Here is an 18,151-nt window from a genome sequence, read left to right as displayed (position 1 = left end):
AATATAAGGGGATCGTTGCAAAGACGATCCCGTCCGAGTTTACCCGCCCTGGCCACAGCTCATGCGACGAGGACGGAACAATCGATGGTGCCTAGCCGGCAGTGGTGACGCGGACGTACAAATCCTCTTCAGCGGGCGTCCAGCTGGCAGGGTCGGCGTCAACCTGCTCGCCGGAACGGATGTCCTTGACCTGGTGATTGCCGTCGTCGTCTGTGAACCACACGAAGGGGATGCCGCGGCGATCAGCGAACTTGATCTGCTTTCCGAACTTCTCGGCCTTGGCTGCCACTTCCGTGGCAATCCCGCGTCCCCGCAACTGGGCAGCAATGTCCTGCGCAGCTGACCAGCTGTCGTCCGAGTTCAGGGCGACCAGTACCGCCGTGGGCACAGAACGCGACGCTGTGGCCAGTTCCTGGCTGAGGATGCGGGAGACAAGTCGTGTCACGCCAATGGAAAGTCCGACGCCTGGGAACTTGCGGTTGCCCTTGCTGGCCAAGGCGTCATAGCGGCCACCGGAGCAAATGGAACCCAGCTGCTCGTGGCCCACCAGCACCGTCTCAACAACAGTCCCCGTGTAGTAATCCAGGCCGCGGGCGATGCTGAGGTCTGCAACCACTTTGCCGGGAGCGCGCTGGACTGCCGCCTGAATGACCTGCTCAAGTTCATTGAGGCCCTCTTCAAGGAGATCGTCCTTCACTCCGAGTGCGCGGACCTGGTCCACGAACGAAGTGTCTTCCGTGCGGATGGTCGCCAATTCGAGGGCAAGGCCGGCCTGTTCATCAGTAGCCCCAAGCTCGCTCTTCAACAGCTCGGCCACCTTCGCCGCGCCGATCTTTTCCAGTTTGTCGATGCTACGCAGCACACCGGCCGTGTCCGTCAGTCCAATGCCCCGATAGAAGCCCTCGGCCAGTTTGCGGTTGTTGATCCGGAGCCTGAAGTCCGGGATCGGCAGGGCGCTCAGGGCCTCAGCGATGACCAGCGCGATTTCGACGTCGTAGCGGAACGGCAGTTCGCCGTCGCCCACAACATCGATGTCTGCCTGGGTGAACTCGCGTGCCCGGCCCTCCTGCGGCCGCTCGCCCCGCCAGACTTTCTGGATCTGGTACCGGCGGAAGGGAAATGCCAGGTACCCGGCGTTCTCCACCACGTAGCGGGCGAAGGGGACAGTCAGGTCAAAGTGGAGGGCCAAGGCGTTCGGGTCAGCCTTGTCCGGTTGGGTCTGCTTCGCAGCCTCGCCCTCATCGTCCTGGAGCCTGCTCAGGCCATAGACCTCTTTGTCTATTTCGCCTTTGCGGAGCAACTGGCCCACTGTTTCAACAGCGCGGGTCTCAATGGAGGAAAAACCGTGCAGCTCGAACGTCTTCCGGAGCGTATCCAGCACATGGAGCTCCACCAACCGCTCCTGGGGAAGCCACTCGGGGAATCCGGACAGGGAGGCGGTACGTGCCATGGTGGAAAAGTCTCCTCGAAGAAAGCTGACGCTGGCATTGCACCGCAGCTTTAAACACCCTTTCGGCGTTTACAGGGCGGGCGTCCAGCCGGTCATGCATAAACTATGTGCGGCAGCCAGTTTATGCTTTCCGCGCGTGCACATCTAATGCAGCATGCCCGGTTCCTGTCGGCAGCCACCGAAAGTGGACACAATCAGGAGGACTCTTGGCAACAAGGTCGCGGGATGACCGCGAAGCGAAACGGCGCATCAGGCAGATGGAAGCCAAGCGTGCCCTGCGGCAGGAACAGGGCAAGCGACGCAAACGTGACAACACCATTGCCGTGAGTGCAGCTGCCGTAGCCGTGGTTCTGGCCGTCGTGCTGCAACTGACGGTCTTTAGTTCCAACCCCACTGAGGCCGAGTTCGCCGCGGCGGAGGCAGGGCTAAGCTCGCCGTCGGCGTCCCCCTCCGCTTCCAACAGCGCCGACATTCCCAGCCCGGACACGGCCGCTGGAAAGACATTCACCGGTGAGCTCGCCTTGAACAGCGGCGTTGTCGGCTTAGAGCTCAACGGGACTGCCGCGCCGCAAGCTGCTGCCGTGTTGAAGTCCCTGAGTGACGCCAGCTACTACAACGGAGCGTTCTGCCACCGGCTGACAACGTCAGAAACGTTTGGACTCCTCCAATGCGGAGCCAAATCCGAAGACGGCGCAGACGACGCAAATTATCGTTGGGGGCCACTGGAAAATACCCCCGCAGACAACAACTACCCTGCAGGGACGATTGCCGTTGCCCGCACCGGCAACGATGCCTATGGCAACGGCCACCAATTCTTCATCGTCTACAAAGACACCACCATTCCCGCTGATACCGCCGGCGGATACACCGTGGTGGGCAAGGTGACCAGCGGCCTGGACGTAGTCGCCAAGATCGCCGCGGCAGGCCTCAAACCCGGCCAAAACGCCACTGACGGCGCCCCTGTGGCACCTGTCACGATAGACTCGTTTTCTCTGAAGTAACCAACTCCAGGCCCGGCCTGCGGTGCATTACCTGAGCAGTTCCCTCCAAGCGAAAGACTTTTAGCGGTGACAGACAGTCAGAAATCCGACGAAACAGCAGTAGTGGCCGACCAAGAGGCAGTCGAGGCAACCGACACCAACGGTACCGAGGCACCAACTCCGGCGGAGGCCACTCCAGCCAACGAAACAGCTCCGGCTGCCGAGCCAGCTCCGGTGGAGGCCAACCCAGCCGCCGAAACAGCTCCCGCCGCCGAGGAAACACCGGAAGCAGCGCCGGCCACAGAGTCCGCAGCCCCGGCCGCTCCCCGGCCGACGCCTTCGGCAGCTCCGTCCCCGGCGGCCTTCGCGGCCCGACCCAAGGCCCCTGCCGTCGTCGTACCTGCGGCCCCGGCGGTCTCCGCTGCCTCGCTCGCCGAGGCAGCCAAGTGGGGACGCGCCGAAGGTGATGGCCACGTCTTCCTGACGCTGGATGGTGAAGAGATCCCTGTTGGTCAGTATCCGGGCGTCAGCGCCGACGAGGCACTTGGCTACTTTGCCCGTAAGTTCGACGACATCATCGCGCAGGTAGTTCTCCTGGACCACCGCGTGGAGTCCAAGGCTCCTGCCACGGACATGCAGAAGACGGTGACGCACCTGCGCGAGCAACTCGCGGAGCGCAACATGGTGGGTGACATCCGTGCTGCTGAGGCCCGCTTGGACGCCTTGTCAGCCCAGATTGAAGAACTCGAGAAGTCCGAGAAGGCTGCCCACGAGGCAGTGCGCGCCAATGAACTCGCGGCGCGCGAAGCAATTGTTGCTGAAGCTGAGACCATTGCCAGCCAGGACCCCGCGCAGATCCAGTGGAAGACCTCAAGCGCACGCATGAACGAGTTGTTTGAAACCTGGAAGGCCGCACAAAAGAGCGGGGTCAGGCTCGGCCGCAGTAATGAAGACGCACTGTGGAAGCGTTTCCGTTCGGCGCGGACAGTATTTGATCGTCACCGCCGCGCGTACTTTTCGCAGCTCGACAGCAACAACTCCGCTGCAAAGTCAGCCAAGGAGGCCTTGATTGCGGAGGCCGAGGCGCTTTCCACGTCTACCGACTGGGGATTCGCGGCCGGCGAATACCGCAGGCTGATGGACCAGTGGAAGACCACTCCACGGGCAAGCCGCAAGGACGATGACGCACTCTGGGGCCGGTTCCGCGCCGCCCAGGATGTCTTCTTCAGCAACCGCCAGGCCGCCAACGAGCAAATTGACCAGGAATACACTGCGAACCTGGCCGTCAAGGAACAGTTGGTGGCTGAGGCGCAGGCGCTCCTGCCCATCAACGATCTCAACGCCGCCAAGAAGGCCCTCCAGTCCATCAGGGACCGTTGGGAAGATGCCGGCAAGGTTCCGCGCGCCGACATGGGCCGGATTGAGGCCGGGCTTCGCAAGGTCGAAGATGCGGTTCGTGAAGCCGAGGAAGAGAAGTGGCGCCGGAGCAACCCGGAAACCAAGGCCCGCACCAACAGCGCCTTGTCACAGCTTGAATCGGCTATTGCTGGCCTCAAGGACGATCTGGAGAAGGCGGAGAAGGCCGGCGACCAGCGCCGTATCAAGGCGGCCCGCGAGGCTCTGGAGGCTCGTCAGGCATGGCTTGACCAGATCCAACGCTCGGCAAGCGACCTCGCCTAGAGGACTCTGAAGCTGGATCTTTCCTGCAGGCTCCGTTCCGGTTATCCACATAACCAGAACGGAGCCTGTACTCGTAGGGTGACCGCACGGAATGATCAATGAATGGTCCCCGCTGTCAACGCCCCGCATTTGCTGGAGCCGGTCATCCCCGAGCTCTACTCCCCCAGTCGCATCTTTACGTGGAACGAACTGCAAAGTATGGCGTTCGATGGCATCCTGCTGCCCCTGTACGGGAAGAGTTATGCTTCCCCGGGCGCGGCTGTTACCCACCGCCTGAGAGCCCGCGCAGCGGCCCTCTCCGTCCCGGAAAGAATTCGGACGAAGGTTGTGGCTGGGCGGCTCACGGCAGCGTGGATCTACGGTTGCGCCAATCCTCCCGAGCACCTGTCACTACTAGTCGATGCTAAACATCGCATTTCCAGCCTGCGGGGATCCACGGCATGCAGCCTCCATGAGGTTCGGCTAGGCCAAATGGACGTCGTCAGCCTCGGAGGAATGATGGTGAGCAGCCCACTGCGTACCGCGGCGGACATCGCCCTCCATGTCGAAGCCGATCGCGCTTTGCCGGCGTTGAAGCGCCTCCTGGAACGTGAAGAGCTTTTCATCAGGCTCCGGCTGCTTACTCTGGCGGTGGAGTCGGCTCCCCGGGTGCCACACAAGAAGCGCGCTTTGGCAACGCTGGCCCAGCTGGCTTCCTCCGATCCGGGCTAGCTGCGACGGCGGTTGCCAGTAGTCCGATACACGTCAAAAACGCCATCAATGCGGCGAACCGCGTTCAAGACGTGATGCAGGTACTTCGGATCGCCCATTTCGAAGGCAAATTTCGAGATCGCCACCCTGTCACTGGACGTGTGAACCGATGCGGCCAGGATGTTGACGTGGTTCTCGGACAAGATACGGGTGACGTCGGACAGCAGGGACTTCCTGTCCAAAGCTTCCACCTGAATCTCCACGAGGAACACACTCGACTGCGTGGGTGCCCACTCAACCTCAACAATTCTGTCCGGCTGGTCACGAAGACCCGAGACATTGGTGCAGTCCGTCCGGTGGACAGAAACTCCTGATCCACGCGTTACGAAGCCCAGGATGGGATCCGGGGGTACCGGGGTGCAGCACCGGGCCAGCTTGACCCAGACATCGCCGACGCCGCGCACGATGACGCCCGAATCCGAGAACTTCGACTTCGCAACCTGGGTAGGAATACTGACTTCATCGAGGTCTTCATCAGGTGTTTCATGACCACCCAGGTGCTCCACGAGCTTTTCCATGACGGACTGGGCCGAGGTGTGCCCGTCGCCAACGCCCGCATACAGCCCGGAGATGTCTACATAGTGGAAGTCCTCCGCCACTGCAGACAAAGCGTCGTGCGTCATCAGGCGTTGCAAAGGCAGGTTCTGCTTCCGCATAGCCCGCGTCAGCATGTCCTTGCCGCGTTCAATGGCTTCTTCGCGGCGTTCCTTGGTGAACCATTGGCGGATCTTGTTGCGCGCACGGGCCGACTTGACGAAGTGCTGCCAGTCCTGGCTTGGCCCGGCGCCTTCCGCCTTGGAGGTGAAGATCTCTACCCAGTCGCCATGGTTCAGCTCGCTGTTGAGCGGGACCAACTTGCCATTGACGCGGGCACCGATGGTTCGGTGGCCCACCTCCGTGTGCACGGCGTACGCGAAGTCCACAGGGGTTGATCCGGCCGGAAGGGCCATGACTTCACCCTTAGGAGTGAAAACAAACACTTCCCGGGCATTGATCTCGTAGCGGAGCGAATCCAGGAACTCTCCGGGGTCCGATGTCTCCTGCTGCCAGTCCACCAGAGACCGCAACCAGCCCATGTCCCCGTCACGCGGGCTTCCCGGGCCTTGCGCCGTCCGGTTGGGCTGGTCCTTGTACTTCCAGTGGGCTGCCACACCGTATTCTGCACGGCGGTGCATCTCGTGGGTGCGGATTTGGATCTCCACCGGCTTGCCGCCGGGGCCAATCACCGTTGTATGCAGCGACTGATACATGTTGAACTTGGGCATCGCGATGTAGTCCTTGAACCGGCCCGGAAGGGGGTTCCACCGTGAATGCAGCGTTCCCAGCGCGGCGTAACAGTCGCGCACAGAGTCAACCAGGACACGCACGCCCATGAGGTCGTTGATGTCGTCGAAGTCTTTGTCCCTGACGATCATCTTCTGATAAATCGAGTAGTAGTGCTTGGGCCGGCCAGTGATGGTGGCTTTGATTCGTGCTGTCCGAAGGTCATCAGCTATCTGGTTGCGGATGACACTGAGGCTCTTTTCCCGCTCCGGTGTGCGGTCGCCCACCATGCGCACGATTTCCTCGTACACCTTGGGGTACAATGCTGCGAAGGAAAGGTCTTCCAGTTCCCACTTGATGGTATTCATACCCAGGCGATGTGCCAGGGGTGCGAAGATCTCCAGGGTTTCACGGGCTTTGCGCGATGAAGACTCCGCGGAAACGAACCGCCAGGTGCGCGCATTGTGGAGGCGGTCGGCGAGCTTGATCATCAGGACGCGGATGTCCTTGGCCATCGCAACCACCATCTTGCGGACGGTTTCCGACTGCGCAGCCTCGCCAAAACTGACCTTATCCAGCTTGGTGACGCCATCCACCAACATGGCAACTTCGGGTCCGAAGTCCCGCGTCAGGTCAGCGAGGGTGTACGGGGTGTCCTCTACGGTGTCGTGAAGCAACGCTGCTGCCAGGGTTGTCCCCGTCATGCCGAGTTCAGCCAGGATGGTGGCCACGGCCACCGGGTGGGTGATGTACGGATCACCACTCTTGCGTTTCTGCCCCTGGTGGCTCTGCTCTGCCACGGCGAAGGCGCGTTGAATCAGGTCGAAGTCCTCTTTGGGATTGTTCGCCCGGACCGTCCGCAGGAGTGGCTCGAGAATAGGCGAGTACGGGGCGATGCCCCGTCCCGTCAAGCGGGCAAGCCGGGAACGCGTACGCTCCCGCCGTCCCGGGAAGGTGGGACGCGCACCGGGAGCATCGACCGGAACCGCAGCCGCAGTCCGTCCGGTCACACTCGATGCCGGAACTGCCACGGTCTTGCGGCCGTCATCCCCGCCCGCCGGTGGTGCCGACGTCGCACGTTCTTCCACAGAAGTACCCCTCACAACCGATTTAATTCTCCCAGTCTATTCCCGCTGGCGAATGCTTCTGCAACCGGGCTGCACATGACGATGACACAAGCAAGTCAAAGAGCCGGCCTCCGCAGTGATGCGGAGGCCGGCTCTTGGCCAAACAACGGTACCTAACAGCCCTAGACCGTGGCTTCAGTCCTGCGGTGGGCAACCTTCTTGGCTTGCTTGACGAGGTCGGGCTCGCTCTGGCGGAGCCACGCGTAGAGCGGAGCCGCAATGAAGATCGTGGCCGCGGTACCAATGAGGATTCCCACGAACAACGCCAGGGAAAGATCGCGAAGGGTGCCCGCCCCCAGAAGCCCGGCACCAATGAAGAGGATTGCCGCCACCGGGAGGACGGCCACCATCATGGTGTTGATGGAGCGGACCAAGGTTTGGTTGACGGCCAGGTTGACCTCTTCACTGAACGTGCGGCGGGTGGACGTGGAGATGTCCGAGGTGTTCTCACGGATCTTGTCGAAGACCACCACCGTGTCATACAACGAGTAGCTCAGGACCGTCAGGAAGCCAATGATTGCCGAGGGCGTGACTTCGAAGTCGCTCAAGGCATAGACGCCCGCTGTGGTGAACATGGTGACCAGCATGCCGACGAGTGCCGACAAAGACATCTTCCAGGTCCTGAAGTACAGCGCCATCAGGACAGCTGCCAAGGCAACGAAGACCACCAGGCCGATGAGGGCCTGGCGAGTGACATCCTGACCCCAGGTTGGGCCCACGAAGTTGGACGTCACTTCGTTCTCCGTCACGCCGTAGGCGCTGGTGAGGCCGTCCTTGATCCGGTTCGTCTCGTCATCGGTCAGCTGATCCGTTTGGATCCGCATGGTGTTGCCTGCCACGTTGGCAACGCGGGGAATGGCATCGGGCACGATGTCGTGGACGGCCTTTTCGCCCAAGCTGGCATCAGTGGTGCTCACATTGGAAACAGTGAATTCGGAGCCGCCACGGAATTCGATTCCGAGGTTGAAGCCGCCCTTGACCACCGGAATCAAGATGGAGAGTGCCACGGCGACCGCGGCGATGATGAACCAGATCTTCTTGGAATTGACGAAGTTGTACGAGCGCTTGCCCGTGTACAGCTCGTGGCCGAAGGTTGCGAAGCTCGTAGTCATTACTTCTCCTCCTTGGTGCCGTTGGAAGTACCAGTGAGCTGGCCCTTCTCGGCAAGGCGCCTCTCGGCGATGGTCATGCGTCGTTCGGCTTCGGCTGCCGCACCGGTGTTGCGTGCGCGAACCACGGCAGGCTTTTCCTCAGGCGTACGGAGGCGGCCCGCGCCCCGGTAAAGGGGAACTGCACCGAGACGGTCAGGGGAAAGCCCTGAGAAACGGTGCCCTTCGCCAAAGAACTTGGTGCGGGCAAGGACCTGCAGCATGGGGTGCGTAAACATGAACACCACCAGAAGGTCAGCCAGGGCCGTCAGGCCGAGGGTGAAGGCAAAGCCACGCACGTTGCCGACGGCGACGAAGTAGAGGACAAGTGCCGCCAGGAGGTTGACGGCCTTGGAAGCCAGGACGGTGCGCTTGGCCCGCTTCCAGCCATTCTCGACGGCGGACACCAGGCCACGGCCCTCGCGCAGCTCATCCCTGATGCGTTCGAAGTAGACGATGAACGAGTCGGCGGTCTGGCCAATGGCCACGATCAAACCCGCTACACCTGCCAGGGAAAGGCGATAGTTTTCCGTCCAACCGAGGATGGCAATGGCGAGATACGTCAGCACACCGGCCACCACAAGTGAGGCGATGGTGACAAGACCCAAAGCGCGGTACTGGAACAGGGAGTACACCACAACCAGCAACAGACCGATCATGCCTGCCAGCAAGCCGAGGCGAAGTTGGTCGCCACCGAGAGTGGCCGAAATCTGCTCTTGTGATTGGATCTCGAAGCTGATGGGCAGTGCGCCGTAGCGCAACTGGTCAGACAAAGCCTTCGCCGACGCCTGGGTGAAGTTACCCGTGATCTGCGGCTTGCCATCAGTGATGACAGCAAGGGCTCGCGGGGCGGAAAGTACTTTGTCGTCCAGGACGATCGCGAACTGTGACTTGGGATCGTCAGTACCCTGGGCCTGCGCTGCAGCATAGAACTGGTTGAGGCGTTCGGTTACGGCCTTGAACTTTGCGGTTGCATCCGAGTTGAAGACAATGTTCACACCCCAGGAATTCGTCACGGAGCCCTGGGCACCCTGGACCTGGGTAAAGCTGGAATCGCTGATGTCCTGCCCCTTGACCTCAACGGGCCCGAGGATGTACTTGATGGCCGGAGTCGTCGCAGTGGCAGCCTCGCAGGTTACCAGGGGTTTGGCTGGATCTGACCGATCGCGTTTTTCAGCCGAAGGATTGACGCAGTCGAGTGCTTCGAATTCCTTCTGGACTTCCGGGGTGATCCAGTTGACATCACTTGCGTTGGTCGGCTCCGCGGTCGGCTTGTTCAGCTGATCCTCAGGAGTGCGCTGCTCAGCCGGTATAGCTGCCGGGTCGCCGTAAGTGATGACCGGGCGGAAGTTCATGTCAGCCGAAGCCTGGATCAGGTCGCGGGTTTCCTTCGACGGTGTTCCCGGAAGGCTGACCACCACGTTGCGGCCGGACTGCGTGCTGATTTCGGCTTCAGCAACACCGGAACCATCTACTCGCTGCCGGATGATGGCAACTGCCTGGTTGAGTTGCTCCTCATTGATCTCGCTGGAACCCTCCACCCGGGGTGCCAGGATCATCTGGGTTCCGCCTTCGAGGTCCAGAGCAAGCTTCGGAGCCCAACTGGCGTTGCCAGTCACTACTCCGCCAGCAAGGACAGCGGTTAATACAACGAAAATTGCTCCAAGCCAGGTCAGCACCCTGCGGGCTGAGTTTTTGGGGCCGGTCCGTGCCATTATCGATCTTCCTGTTATCGCCGGACAGCCGCCGGCCGACGCTGGTGAGCGTCTGCCGGCGGCTCTCCGCTGCCGTAGAAGTTGCCTTGCGCGGTGTCGCCGCGACTGACGGTGCTAGTTGTCCTTCTTGTCCTCTTTGTTGAGGCGCGCGATGGTTTCTTCCGGTGTCTCGACGGCGGCAGGAGCCTCAGTCTCCGCGGCGGTCAGGGAAGAAGCGTCATCCGGGACAACCGGTGCTTCCTCGGGGGTGGTTTCGACCACCTTGGTGACTGCCTGGCGGTGAACCGTTGCCTGGTTACCCGGGGAAAGTTCGATGACGACCTTGTTCTCAGCTTCGTCGATGGACACGATGCGGCCAAAGAGACCGAAGCTGGTCATGACGTCGACACCAGGAGCGAACTTGGACTGCATTTCAGCCTGCTGCTGCTGGGTCTTCTTGTTGCGGCGGAACATCATGAAGACAAAGAGTCCAAGCATGACGAACAGCAATATGGTCATTGGATCCACAGGGAAGTTCCGTTCTGTACTTACGTTTTGGTTCACGGCAACGTCCCTGGCAGATCCGCATAGCGGGCATGGATCAAGGACTCGAACGTGCCGAGCGTCATACCAGTCTAGTGGGAAAAGCTGAACAGAGCGTGTTAACCGACCGTATCTATGCTTTCGGCGTGGTTTTCGTCCTCACCGAACAAGGCGAGGGTCTCTTGGCCAAAGACTCCGGCCGGTACGGCGTAGCCAAGGTGGGTCCAAGCGGACGCCATCGCGATTCGACCCCGCGGAGTACGTCCCAGAAGTCCCTCGCGTACCAGGAACGGTTCAGCCACGGTCTCCACCGTTTCAGGTTCTTCACCGACGGCAATGGCCAAGGTGGACAAGCCAACAGGGCCACCGTTGAACTTGGTGATGAGGGCTTCAAGAACGGACCTGTCCAGCCTGTCCAAGCCACGCTCGTCTACTTCGTACATATCCAAGGCAGCTGAGGCTGAACGGGCATCGATTTGCTCGATGCCATGAACAAGCGCCCAGTCACGGACACGGCGCAAGAGCCGGTTGGCGATACGTGGTGTTCCCCGGGACCGACCGGCGATCTCGGTGAAACCTGCGGAGTTGACTTTCAAATCCAGAAGCCCGGCAGAACGGCGGAGGACGAGTTCGAGTTCGGCCACCGAATAAAACTCAAGGTGCCCAGTGAAACCGAATCGGTCCCTCAAGGGGCCGGGAAGAAGTCCTGCGCGGGTGGTGGCACCTACCAGCGTGAAAGGAGGGAGCTCCAGGGGGATTGCCGTTGCGCCTGCTCCCTTGCCCACCACGATGTCCACGCGAAAGTCCTCCATGGCCATATACAGCATTTCTTCTGCAGGCCTGGACATACGGTGGATTTCGTCAAGGAACAGGACCTCGCCCTCCGAGAGCGAGGAAAGGATGGCTGCTAGATCCCCGGCGTGCTGGATGGCTGGCCCGCTGCTAATACGCAGCGGAGCGTTCATCTCGGCCGCAATGATCATGGCAAGTGTGGTCTTACCGAGTCCAGGAGGTCCGGACATCAGCACGTGGTCAGCGCTGCGGCCACGCATCTTCGAAGCCTCAAGCACCAAGGCAAGTTGCTTGCGGACCCGATGCTGTCCTACGAAGTCGTGCAGGTTCTTGGGGCGGAGAGCAGCCTCAATGACCCGCTCTTCCGGTTCCTCTCCCCCGCTGACGAGTGACTGCTCAACCACGGCTGCCTACACGGTTGCCGGCGCGTGCCCCGTCCTGGCCAAGCCAGCGCAACGTAGCCCGAAGTATTTGGGCCACGTTTCCTGCGTCTACGAGTTCCGGCGAATCGGCCATCGCTTTGTCGATACTGCCGTTGGCGTCTTTCTCGGACCATCCCAAACTGGTCATGGCAGCAACTACCTGTGGCTTCCATTCTGCGTTCGGGGCCGCGGCGGGAGCAGTACCTGCGCCGGTGCCGTGCGGAACCAACTTCCCGGCCAGCTCGAGGACAATACGGCCGGCCACCTTGGGACCTATGCCAGGCACCTTGGTAAATGCCTTGCTGTCACCAGTGTGAGCCGCCACCCGGATGGCTTCCGGTTCGTGCACGGCGAGTACGGCCAAGGCCAAACGGGGCCCAACCCCGCTGACACTGAGCAGGACGTCGAAGACTTCGCGTTCGTCGTCGTCGGCAAATCCGAACAGCGTGAGTGAATCTTCACGGACGATCATGGAAGTGAAGAGCTTGGCTTCGGTTCCTGTTTTGAGGTGGCTCAAGGTCTGCGGTGTGGCGAAGACACTCATTCCCGCACCGTTGAGGTCGATAACAGCGGTGGACAAACCAACGTGGGCTACGGTTCCACGGAGAAAACTGATCAAGACCCGGCTCCTGAAATACTGCCTGCTCCGTTACCGTGAAAACTGCGGCCAAAGCGGACTATCCGAACATATCTACGAATACCCTAACAAGGGCGGCTGACAATCACCGTTTGCGGCGCGCTTTTGCTTCGGCTTCGGCCCACGCTTTCTGCGCGGGAGTGAGTCCGCCCTTACCGTTGGCGCCACTAACTGAGCCCATGCCACTACCTGCGCGCCACGCATGGGTGAGGGCCAGGGCGAGGGCGTCGGCAGCATCAGCCGGCTTGGGTGGAGCATCCAGGCGCAGGATCTTGGTCACCAATTTGGTGACGGCATCCTTGTTGGCAGTGCCGCTCCCGGTAACCGCGGCTTTCACCTCGGACGGTGTATGCAAGGCGACCGGGATACCACGGCGTGCTGCCGCCACGATGACGACGCCCGACGCCTGGGCTACGCCCATCACCGTGCTCACGTTCATCTGCGAAAAAACACGTTCGACGGCGACGACATCCGGCTTGTGCAGGTCCAGCCACTCGTCAATGGCCTGGGCAATGACCAGCAAACGCTTGTCCAAGGTCAGCTCGGCGGACGTGCCCACCACTCCGACGGCCACCATGGTGGCCCGGCGGTTCCGCTCGATGTCCACCACACCGATGCCGCAACGGGTAAGGCCCGGATCGACTCCCAATACGCGAAGAGTCAAGTCCGGGCCTTCCTGATGGCTGTAAACCTGTTGGTTGTCAAAGTTGTTGCGCTGCGCCCCACCGACTACTCGGCGTCGAGGGCAGCCTGCACTTCCTCGCTGAGGTCCGCATTGCTGTAAACGTTCTGGACATCGTCCAGGTCTTCCAGCGCATCCACGAGCTTCATGAACTTTTTGGCGCCGTCAACGTCCAAGTCGACCTGCATGGACGGAACGAATTCGGCTTCGTCAGTTTCGTAGTCGATGCCGGCTTCTTTCAAGGCGTCACGGATGGCCTGGAGATCAGAGGGCTCGGAGTGGATTTCCCAGTTCTCACCGCTGTCCTTGACTTCCTCGGCTCCGGCATCAAGGACAGCCATCAGGATGTCGTCTTCGCTGAGGCCGTTCTTGGGCAAGACAACAACACCCTTGCGCGCGAAGAGGTAGCTCACGGAACCGGGATCGGCGATGGTGCCACCGTTGCGCGAAATCGCCAGGCGCACCTCGGAAGCGGCACGGTTCTTGTTGTCGGTCAGACATTCAATCAACAAAGCCGAACCCTGGGGACCGCGGGCTTCGTACATGATCTCGGTGTAGTCCACCACTTCACCGGTGAGGCCCGCACCACGCTTGATGGCGCGGTCGATGTTGTCGTTAGGTACCGAAGTTTTTTTCGCCTTCGTGACTGCGAGCTCAAGGCCCGGGTTACCGGCAAGGTCCGGTCCACCCATGCGGGCAGCAACTTCGATGTTCTTGATCAGTTTCGCGAACGACTTTGCACGCCTGCCGTCAATGATGGCTTTCTTGTGCTTGGTGGTCGCCCATTTGGAGTGGCCTGACATGCTTTACGCTTCTCCTCTGATCATTCGAATAAAGAGTTCATGCACGCGTTTCTCTCCCGTCACTTCCGGGTGGAAGGAGGTGGCCAGCAGTTGGCCGGAACGCACTGCAACAATTCTAGCCACTCCATGCAAAGTAGCCGTGTGGCTGGCGTGGTCGGGATCAACCTGGGCAAGGACTTCCACGCCCGGACCAACACGTTCAACCCAGGGGCCCCGGATGAATACCGCGTGAACGGGATCCACACCGGATTCTCCGGCACTGAAATCCAAGCCCTTGAAATCGAGGTCGGTTTCGAAGGATTCGCGTTGCCGCCCGAAAGCGTTGCGGCGGACCGTAATATCCAAGCCGCCGAAAGTCTGCTGGGGATTACCGTCCAGGTCCGTTGCCGGGTCTGCAATTTCATTGGCCAGCAGGATCATGCCGGCGCAGGAGCCGTAAACGGGCAGGCCCTCTGCGATGCGCTTTTGAAGGGGGTCCCGGACTTCGAAGATCCGGGAAAGCTTGTCTATGGTGGTGGACTCGCCGCCCGGGATAATCAGGCCGTCGATGTCGTCGAGCTCTGAGGGACGGCGAATACCCACGCCGGTGGCGCCGGCAGCCTCAACAGCGTGGATATGCTCGCGGAAGTCGCCCTGGAGGGCCAGCACGCCGATTCGGAGTCCTGAACCCACGCGTGACGAAGCGTCGGAAAGGGGGTTGGTCATGCGACCATCATAGTGGTCCAAGCCCTCAGTAACCTTGCCTCGACCGTCGGGGGCTGCCGTCAGTCAGGGTTCCATGCCCTGACTGGGATATATTACAGAGCATGCTTTCCTTCAGCGTTCCCCTCGGCAAGCTGGTCCGCACACTGTCCCGGCTCCGGGGCGGAGGCTCAGCTTTCCCCGGTCTGGTGGTCGAGAAAATCGACCCCGGCTTCATGCAGCGAACGCTGGCGTCGCTCCCCCTCGGTGTAGCCGTGGTCAGTGGCACCAACGGTAAAACGACTACTACCAAGATGGTGGTGGAACTCCTTGAAAGCCAAGGCTTGAAGGTCTTCACCAACCGCAGCGGCAGCAACTTCACCCGAGGTGTGGCCGCATCGCTCCTGGGCGATGTGGATTGGCGTGGACGACTCGATGCGGACATCGCCATCCTGGAACTCGATGAAGCCCACGCCGTGCACTTCGTCAACAAGGTGGAGCCACGCTTCAGCCTTCTTTTGAATGTCCTGCGCGACCAATTGGACCGCTTCGGCGAAATCGACAAGACCGCCCGCTTGCTGGAGCACATCGCCTCCAAGACGACAGACACCGTGGTCCTCAACCGGGAAGACCCCCGCGTCGCCCGGATTGCTGCCGCCCTCAACACCCTGGATGCCGTTCACCACCCCGAGATCAGGTACTTCGGTCTCGACGAATCGTTGCGGAGCACTTTCCCCAACGACGACGAAATGCGCACAACGGGCATCGGCCCATCCCCGTCAGGCACCTCTGTTGCCGCGGAGACCGGTGACGATGTAGACCTGCCGGCTGCCGACGTCGTACTCCGCCGGGTAGGTGCCCAGGACGCTGACTTTGAGTTCGATGACGAAACCGTCACCACATCCATGAAACTGCGTGGTGTCTACAACATCTTCAATGCTGCGGCAGCATTGTCGCTGGCGCGGGCCATCCTGGGAACCGGGCCGGTGGACACGCCCAAACTCGTGAAGGCTTTGGGAGAAGTTGCTCCCGCGTTCGGCCGCGGCGAAAGCCTCACGGTGGACGGCCAGCCCTTGGAACTGGTGCTCGTGAAGAACCCCAGTGGTTTCCGACTCGGGCTGAAGTCCTTCCCCGCCGGTGGATACGCCACCATGATTGCCATCAACGATAACTACGCCGACGGCAGGGACATGTCCTGGCTCTGGGACGTTGAATTCGATTCCCTACGGGAAGACGGTGTGGAGGTGCTCACCGGAGTCCGCGCCTACGACATGGCGCTCCGTCTCCAATACGACGACGTGCCCTTCGGGGTCGTCGAACCGGATATCACCGCAGCACTGCGGACTTTCATTGACGGCTCGCGAGGAAAGCCCAAGCGCATTTTCTGCACTTACACCTCCATGCTCGCCATACGCCGTGAACTGGCCAAAATCACCATAGTTGAGGTGGTCTCATGACCTCGGAAGCACAGCCCCACATGGACGCACAGCCCAGCAAGGGAACAATCCGCGTCCTCCAGCTTTACCCGCGGGAGATGAACATCTACGGTGACTGGGGCAACGCCCTGGTATTAAAGCAGCGGATCAAGTGGCACGGCTATACGCCGGAGCTGCTCGAATACAACGTGGGTGACGAATTTCCGGACGACGTCGACATTATTGTCGGCGGAGGCGGGCAGGACAGCGGACAACTGGTCATCCAGGACGACCTCCAGGCGCGTGCGGTCCAGTTGAAGCAGCTCGCTGATGAAGGCGCCCCCATGCTGGTGATTTGTGGGCTGTACCAGCTTTTCGGCAAATTCTTCAAGACCAGCACCGGGCCCGTCATTCCTGGCATCGGCATCCTTGACGTCGAAACCCACGGAACGGATGAGCGGCTCATTGGCAACGTGACCATGAAATCTGCCGAGTTCGGCGACATCCTGGGCTACGAAAACCACAGTGGACAGACAACCTTGGGGCCCGGCGTCGAGCCCCTCGGCACTGTCACCAAGGGCGCTGGCAACAACAGCAAGGACGGGCACGAGGGCGCCCGCTACAACAACGTCGTAGCGAGCTATCTGCATGGTTCATTGCTGCCGAAGAACCCGGCCATTGCGGACTTCCTGATCCGAACGGCAGCCGAACGCAAGTTTGGAAGGTTCGTGCCGGGAATGCCCGACGACGGTTATGCCCGCCTTGCGCGCGAACACGCCGCACGCCGGCCGCGGTAGGCGCTACTTTTCCTTGGTGATCAGCAGTTCATGCGCCCCTGCAGTTGCTGCGCCCATGGACTCAACCACCGCTTTGGTTCGCTGGTAGGTCTCAGCATCGGCCGCGGGGGTAGCGCAGACTCCCTGCGGTGCATCGCTGGCCACGGAGCACCAACGATAGGGATCCCGGATGATCACTGACGGAGCCCAGGCGAGGTCCGAAGCAGTCCAAACACCTGCGGCGTTCTGGCTGAACTGCGCCCTGACCAGCAGCCCTTCATTGTTCAGGACGTACCACGGGGACAGTTCGGTGACACCGTTGCCCAGCCCGTACACGATCCAGGTGCCTTTGTAATTCTCGATCGGCAGCACCGAGTGCGTGTGGTGCCCGTAGATCATGGTGAACTGGCCGCTGTCCACCAATGCGTGAGCAACTTCCTGCTGCTGGGCGTTGGCTTCGCTGGCGTACTCGTCGCCGGCGTGCATGACGCCCAGGACAATGTCGGCTCCCAACGCCTTCGCCTGTGTTGCCTTGGCAATCATGGCCGCTGGATCCAGTTCGTCAACCAACCACGGGTACTCAGGGATCTGCCCGTTATGGCCGTACGTTCCAATAATCACCGCCACCTTGGCAGCGTCCGTTTGGAGCATGAGTATCTCTTTGGACTCCGCTTCCGTCCGGTAGGAACCCGTGTGCTTCAGGCCCGCCGCGTCCAACGCGTCCAGCGTCCTAAGCAAACCTTCGGTACCGCGATCAATGGTGTGGTTGCTCGCCGTTGTGCAGGCCTGGTAGCCGACATCCTTCGATGCTGTGATGATCTGCGGTGGCACGTTGAAGGATGGATAGGCGGAGAACGGCCCTTCCGGGGTAGCAACGGGGGTTTCCTGGTGGCAGATGGCGAGGTCGCTGTTACGAATGTACCGACGCTGCCCCTCGAGAAGCGGAACGAATGTGTAGCCGGGTTGACCAGCTGCCGCAGCGTCCGCTCTCGCTTGTTGCCAGAGCTGTGTATGCACCAACATGTCACCTGTCACCGTGATGGAGGTGCACCGTAACTCGGGGCAAGCGGGTCCCTTGCCTGGGGTTGGGTTGGGTGCAGGGGTTCGAGTTGGGCTTGGAATCTCGGTTGACGGGACAGAAGTAGCGCTGTTGCGGTTCGCGTCATCATTTTCCGCGATGACACCGCAGGCGTTCACCGATAGGGACATGACCACGGCACTCAGCACGAGTACCGCCTTGCGAGGACGGATCCATCTCCCGGAAAATGTGATTTTGCCCATGGCTTTCATCCTACGGTGGAAGCTTTG

16 protein-coding genes are annotated in these 18,151 nt (G+C 60.9%); 5 read left to right on the top strand and 11 right to left on the bottom strand.

Annotation, left to right across the window (positions count from 1 at the left end):
* Nucleotides 1–91: 91 nt before the first annotated feature.
* Nucleotides 92–1,450 (bottom strand): histidine--tRNA ligase, encoded by a 1,359-nt coding sequence (hisS, locus tag M1D89_RS12030; RefSeq protein ID WP_498650750.1) that lies wholly within the window; start codon nucleotides 1,448–1,450, stop codon nucleotides 92–94.
* Nucleotides 1,451–1,656: 206 nt separating this feature from the next.
* Between hisS and M1D89_RS12025 the strand changes: the two genes are divergently transcribed.
* The 3 genes from M1D89_RS12025 (at nucleotide 1,657) to M1D89_RS12015 (ending at nucleotide 4,821) form a co-directional block, all read left to right on the top strand.
* Nucleotides 1,657–2,451, top strand: coding sequence for a peptidylprolyl isomerase (locus M1D89_RS12025; RefSeq protein ID WP_498650749.1), 795 nt, complete (start codon nucleotides 1,657–1,659; stop codon nucleotides 2,449–2,451).
* 66 nt (nucleotides 2,452–2,517) lie between these two features.
* Nucleotides 2,518–4,110, top strand: coding sequence for a DUF349 domain-containing protein (locus M1D89_RS12020; RefSeq protein ID WP_498650748.1), 1,593 nt, complete (start codon nucleotides 2,518–2,520; stop codon nucleotides 4,108–4,110).
* 102 nt (nucleotides 4,111–4,212) lie between these two features.
* Nucleotides 4,213–4,821 carry a hypothetical protein gene (locus tag M1D89_RS12015; protein ID WP_498650747.1) on the top strand — a complete coding sequence of 203 codons (609 nt, stop codon included), beginning with the start codon at nucleotides 4,213–4,215 and terminating at the stop codon, nucleotides 4,819–4,821.
* On the opposite strand, the gene M1D89_RS12010 is transcribed toward M1D89_RS12015, so the two are convergent.
* The 9 genes from M1D89_RS12010 to pdxT form a co-directional block, all read right to left on the bottom strand.
* Entirely contained in the window at nucleotides 4,818–7,211 is a 2,394-nt protein-coding gene (locus M1D89_RS12010) for a RelA/SpoT family protein (protein WP_498650947.1), read from the bottom strand. The genes M1D89_RS12015 and M1D89_RS12010 overlap by 4 nt on opposite strands.
* 161 nt (nucleotides 7,212–7,372) lie before the next feature.
* Nucleotides 7,373–8,362: a protein translocase subunit SecF gene (secF, locus tag M1D89_RS12005; RefSeq protein ID WP_178992610.1), complete on the bottom strand. Its 990-nt coding sequence runs from the start codon at nucleotides 8,360–8,362 to the stop codon at nucleotides 7,373–7,375.
* Nucleotides 8,362–10,113: a protein translocase subunit SecD gene (secD, locus tag M1D89_RS12000; protein ID WP_498650746.1), complete on the bottom strand. Its 1,752-nt coding sequence runs from the start codon at nucleotides 10,111–10,113 to the stop codon at nucleotides 8,362–8,364. The genes secF and secD overlap by 1 nt, the downstream gene beginning before the upstream one ends.
* Nucleotides 10,114–10,227: 114 nt before the next feature.
* Nucleotides 10,228–10,611, bottom strand: coding sequence for a preprotein translocase subunit YajC (gene yajC, locus M1D89_RS11995; protein WP_026005306.1), 384 nt, complete (start codon nucleotides 10,609–10,611; stop codon nucleotides 10,228–10,230).
* A 143-nt stretch (nucleotides 10,612–10,754) separates the two neighbouring features.
* On the bottom strand, nucleotides 10,755–11,831 hold the full coding sequence (gene ruvB / locus M1D89_RS11990) for a Holliday junction branch migration DNA helicase RuvB (RefSeq protein WP_178992609.1): 1,077 nt from the start codon (nucleotides 11,829–11,831) through the stop codon (nucleotides 10,755–10,757).
* Entirely contained in the window at nucleotides 11,824–12,468 is a 645-nt protein-coding gene (ruvA, locus tag M1D89_RS11985) for a Holliday junction branch migration protein RuvA (protein ID WP_498650745.1), read from the bottom strand. Before ruvA ends, ruvB begins: the two co-directional genes overlap by 8 nt.
* 103 nt (nucleotides 12,469–12,571) lie before the next feature.
* Entirely contained in the window at nucleotides 12,572–13,150 is a 579-nt protein-coding gene (gene ruvC, locus M1D89_RS11980) for a crossover junction endodeoxyribonuclease RuvC (RefSeq protein ID WP_498650744.1), read from the bottom strand.
* Nucleotides 13,151–13,215: 65 nt separating this feature from the next.
* Nucleotides 13,216–13,971, bottom strand: a complete 756-nt coding sequence (locus M1D89_RS11975) for a YebC/PmpR family DNA-binding transcriptional regulator (RefSeq protein ID WP_091467853.1) — start codon at nucleotides 13,969–13,971, stop codon at nucleotides 13,216–13,218.
* A 3-nt stretch (nucleotides 13,972–13,974) separates the two neighbouring features.
* Nucleotides 13,975–14,676 carry a pyridoxal 5'-phosphate synthase glutaminase subunit PdxT gene (pdxT, locus tag M1D89_RS11970; RefSeq protein ID WP_498650743.1) on the bottom strand — a complete coding sequence of 234 codons (702 nt, stop codon included), beginning with the start codon at nucleotides 14,674–14,676 and terminating at the stop codon, nucleotides 13,975–13,977.
* Between the two features lie 101 nt (nucleotides 14,677–14,777).
* Here pdxT and M1D89_RS11965 point away from each other — a divergent pair, with 101 nt between their 5' ends.
* Nucleotides 14,778–16,109: a Mur ligase family protein gene (locus M1D89_RS11965; protein ID WP_026005304.1), complete on the top strand. Its 1,332-nt coding sequence runs from the start codon at nucleotides 14,778–14,780 to the stop codon at nucleotides 16,107–16,109.
* Nucleotides 16,106–16,864: a type 1 glutamine amidotransferase gene (locus M1D89_RS11960; RefSeq protein WP_498650742.1), complete on the top strand. Its 759-nt coding sequence runs from the start codon at nucleotides 16,106–16,108 to the stop codon at nucleotides 16,862–16,864. Before M1D89_RS11965 ends, M1D89_RS11960 begins: the two co-directional genes overlap by 4 nt.
* Before the next feature lie 3 nt (nucleotides 16,865–16,867).
* Here the strand turns inward: M1D89_RS11960 and M1D89_RS11955 are convergent, their stop codons facing one another.
* Entirely contained in the window at nucleotides 16,868–18,133 is a 1,266-nt protein-coding gene (locus M1D89_RS11955; RefSeq protein ID WP_498650741.1) for a CapA family protein, read from the bottom strand.
* Nucleotides 18,134–18,151 lie beyond the last annotated feature (18 nt).

The organism is Arthrobacter sp. D3-18 (assembly GCF_054408525.1).
This window is presented reverse-complemented; position numbering and strand designations above follow the sequence as displayed.

Excerpts from the sequence above, each read along its gene's own strand:
- M1D89_RS11960 (WP_498650742.1), top strand. The coding sequence starts at position 16,106 with ATGACCTCGGAAGCACAGCCCCACATGGACGCACAGCCCAGCAAGGGA.
- M1D89_RS12015 (WP_498650747.1), top strand. The coding sequence starts at position 4,213 with ATGGTCCCCGCTGTCAACGCCCCGCATTTGCTGGAGCCGGTCATCCCC.
- M1D89_RS11955 (WP_498650741.1), bottom strand. The coding sequence starts at position 18,133 with ATGAAAGCCATGGGCAAAATCACATTTTCCGGGAGATGGATCCGTCCT.
- secD (WP_498650746.1), bottom strand. The coding sequence starts at position 10,113 with ATGGCACGGACCGGCCCCAAAAACTCAGCCCGCAGGGTGCTGACCTGG.
- yajC (WP_026005306.1), bottom strand. The coding sequence starts at position 10,611 with ATGACCATATTGCTGTTCGTCATGCTTGGACTCTTTGTCTTCATGATG.
- secF (WP_178992610.1), bottom strand. The coding sequence starts at position 8,362 with ATGACTACGAGCTTCGCAACCTTCGGCCACGAGCTGTACACGGGCAAG.
- hisS (WP_498650750.1), bottom strand. The coding sequence starts at position 1,450 with ATGGCACGTACCGCCTCCCTGTCCGGATTCCCCGAGTGGCTTCCCCAG.
- pdxT (WP_498650743.1), bottom strand. The coding sequence starts at position 14,676 with ATGACCAACCCCCTTTCCGACGCTTCGTCACGCGTGGGTTCAGGACTC.
- M1D89_RS11965 (WP_026005304.1), top strand. The coding sequence starts at position 14,778 with ATGCTTTCCTTCAGCGTTCCCCTCGGCAAGCTGGTCCGCACACTGTCC.
- M1D89_RS11975 (WP_091467853.1), bottom strand. The coding sequence starts at position 13,971 with ATGTCAGGCCACTCCAAATGGGCGACCACCAAGCACAAGAAAGCCATC.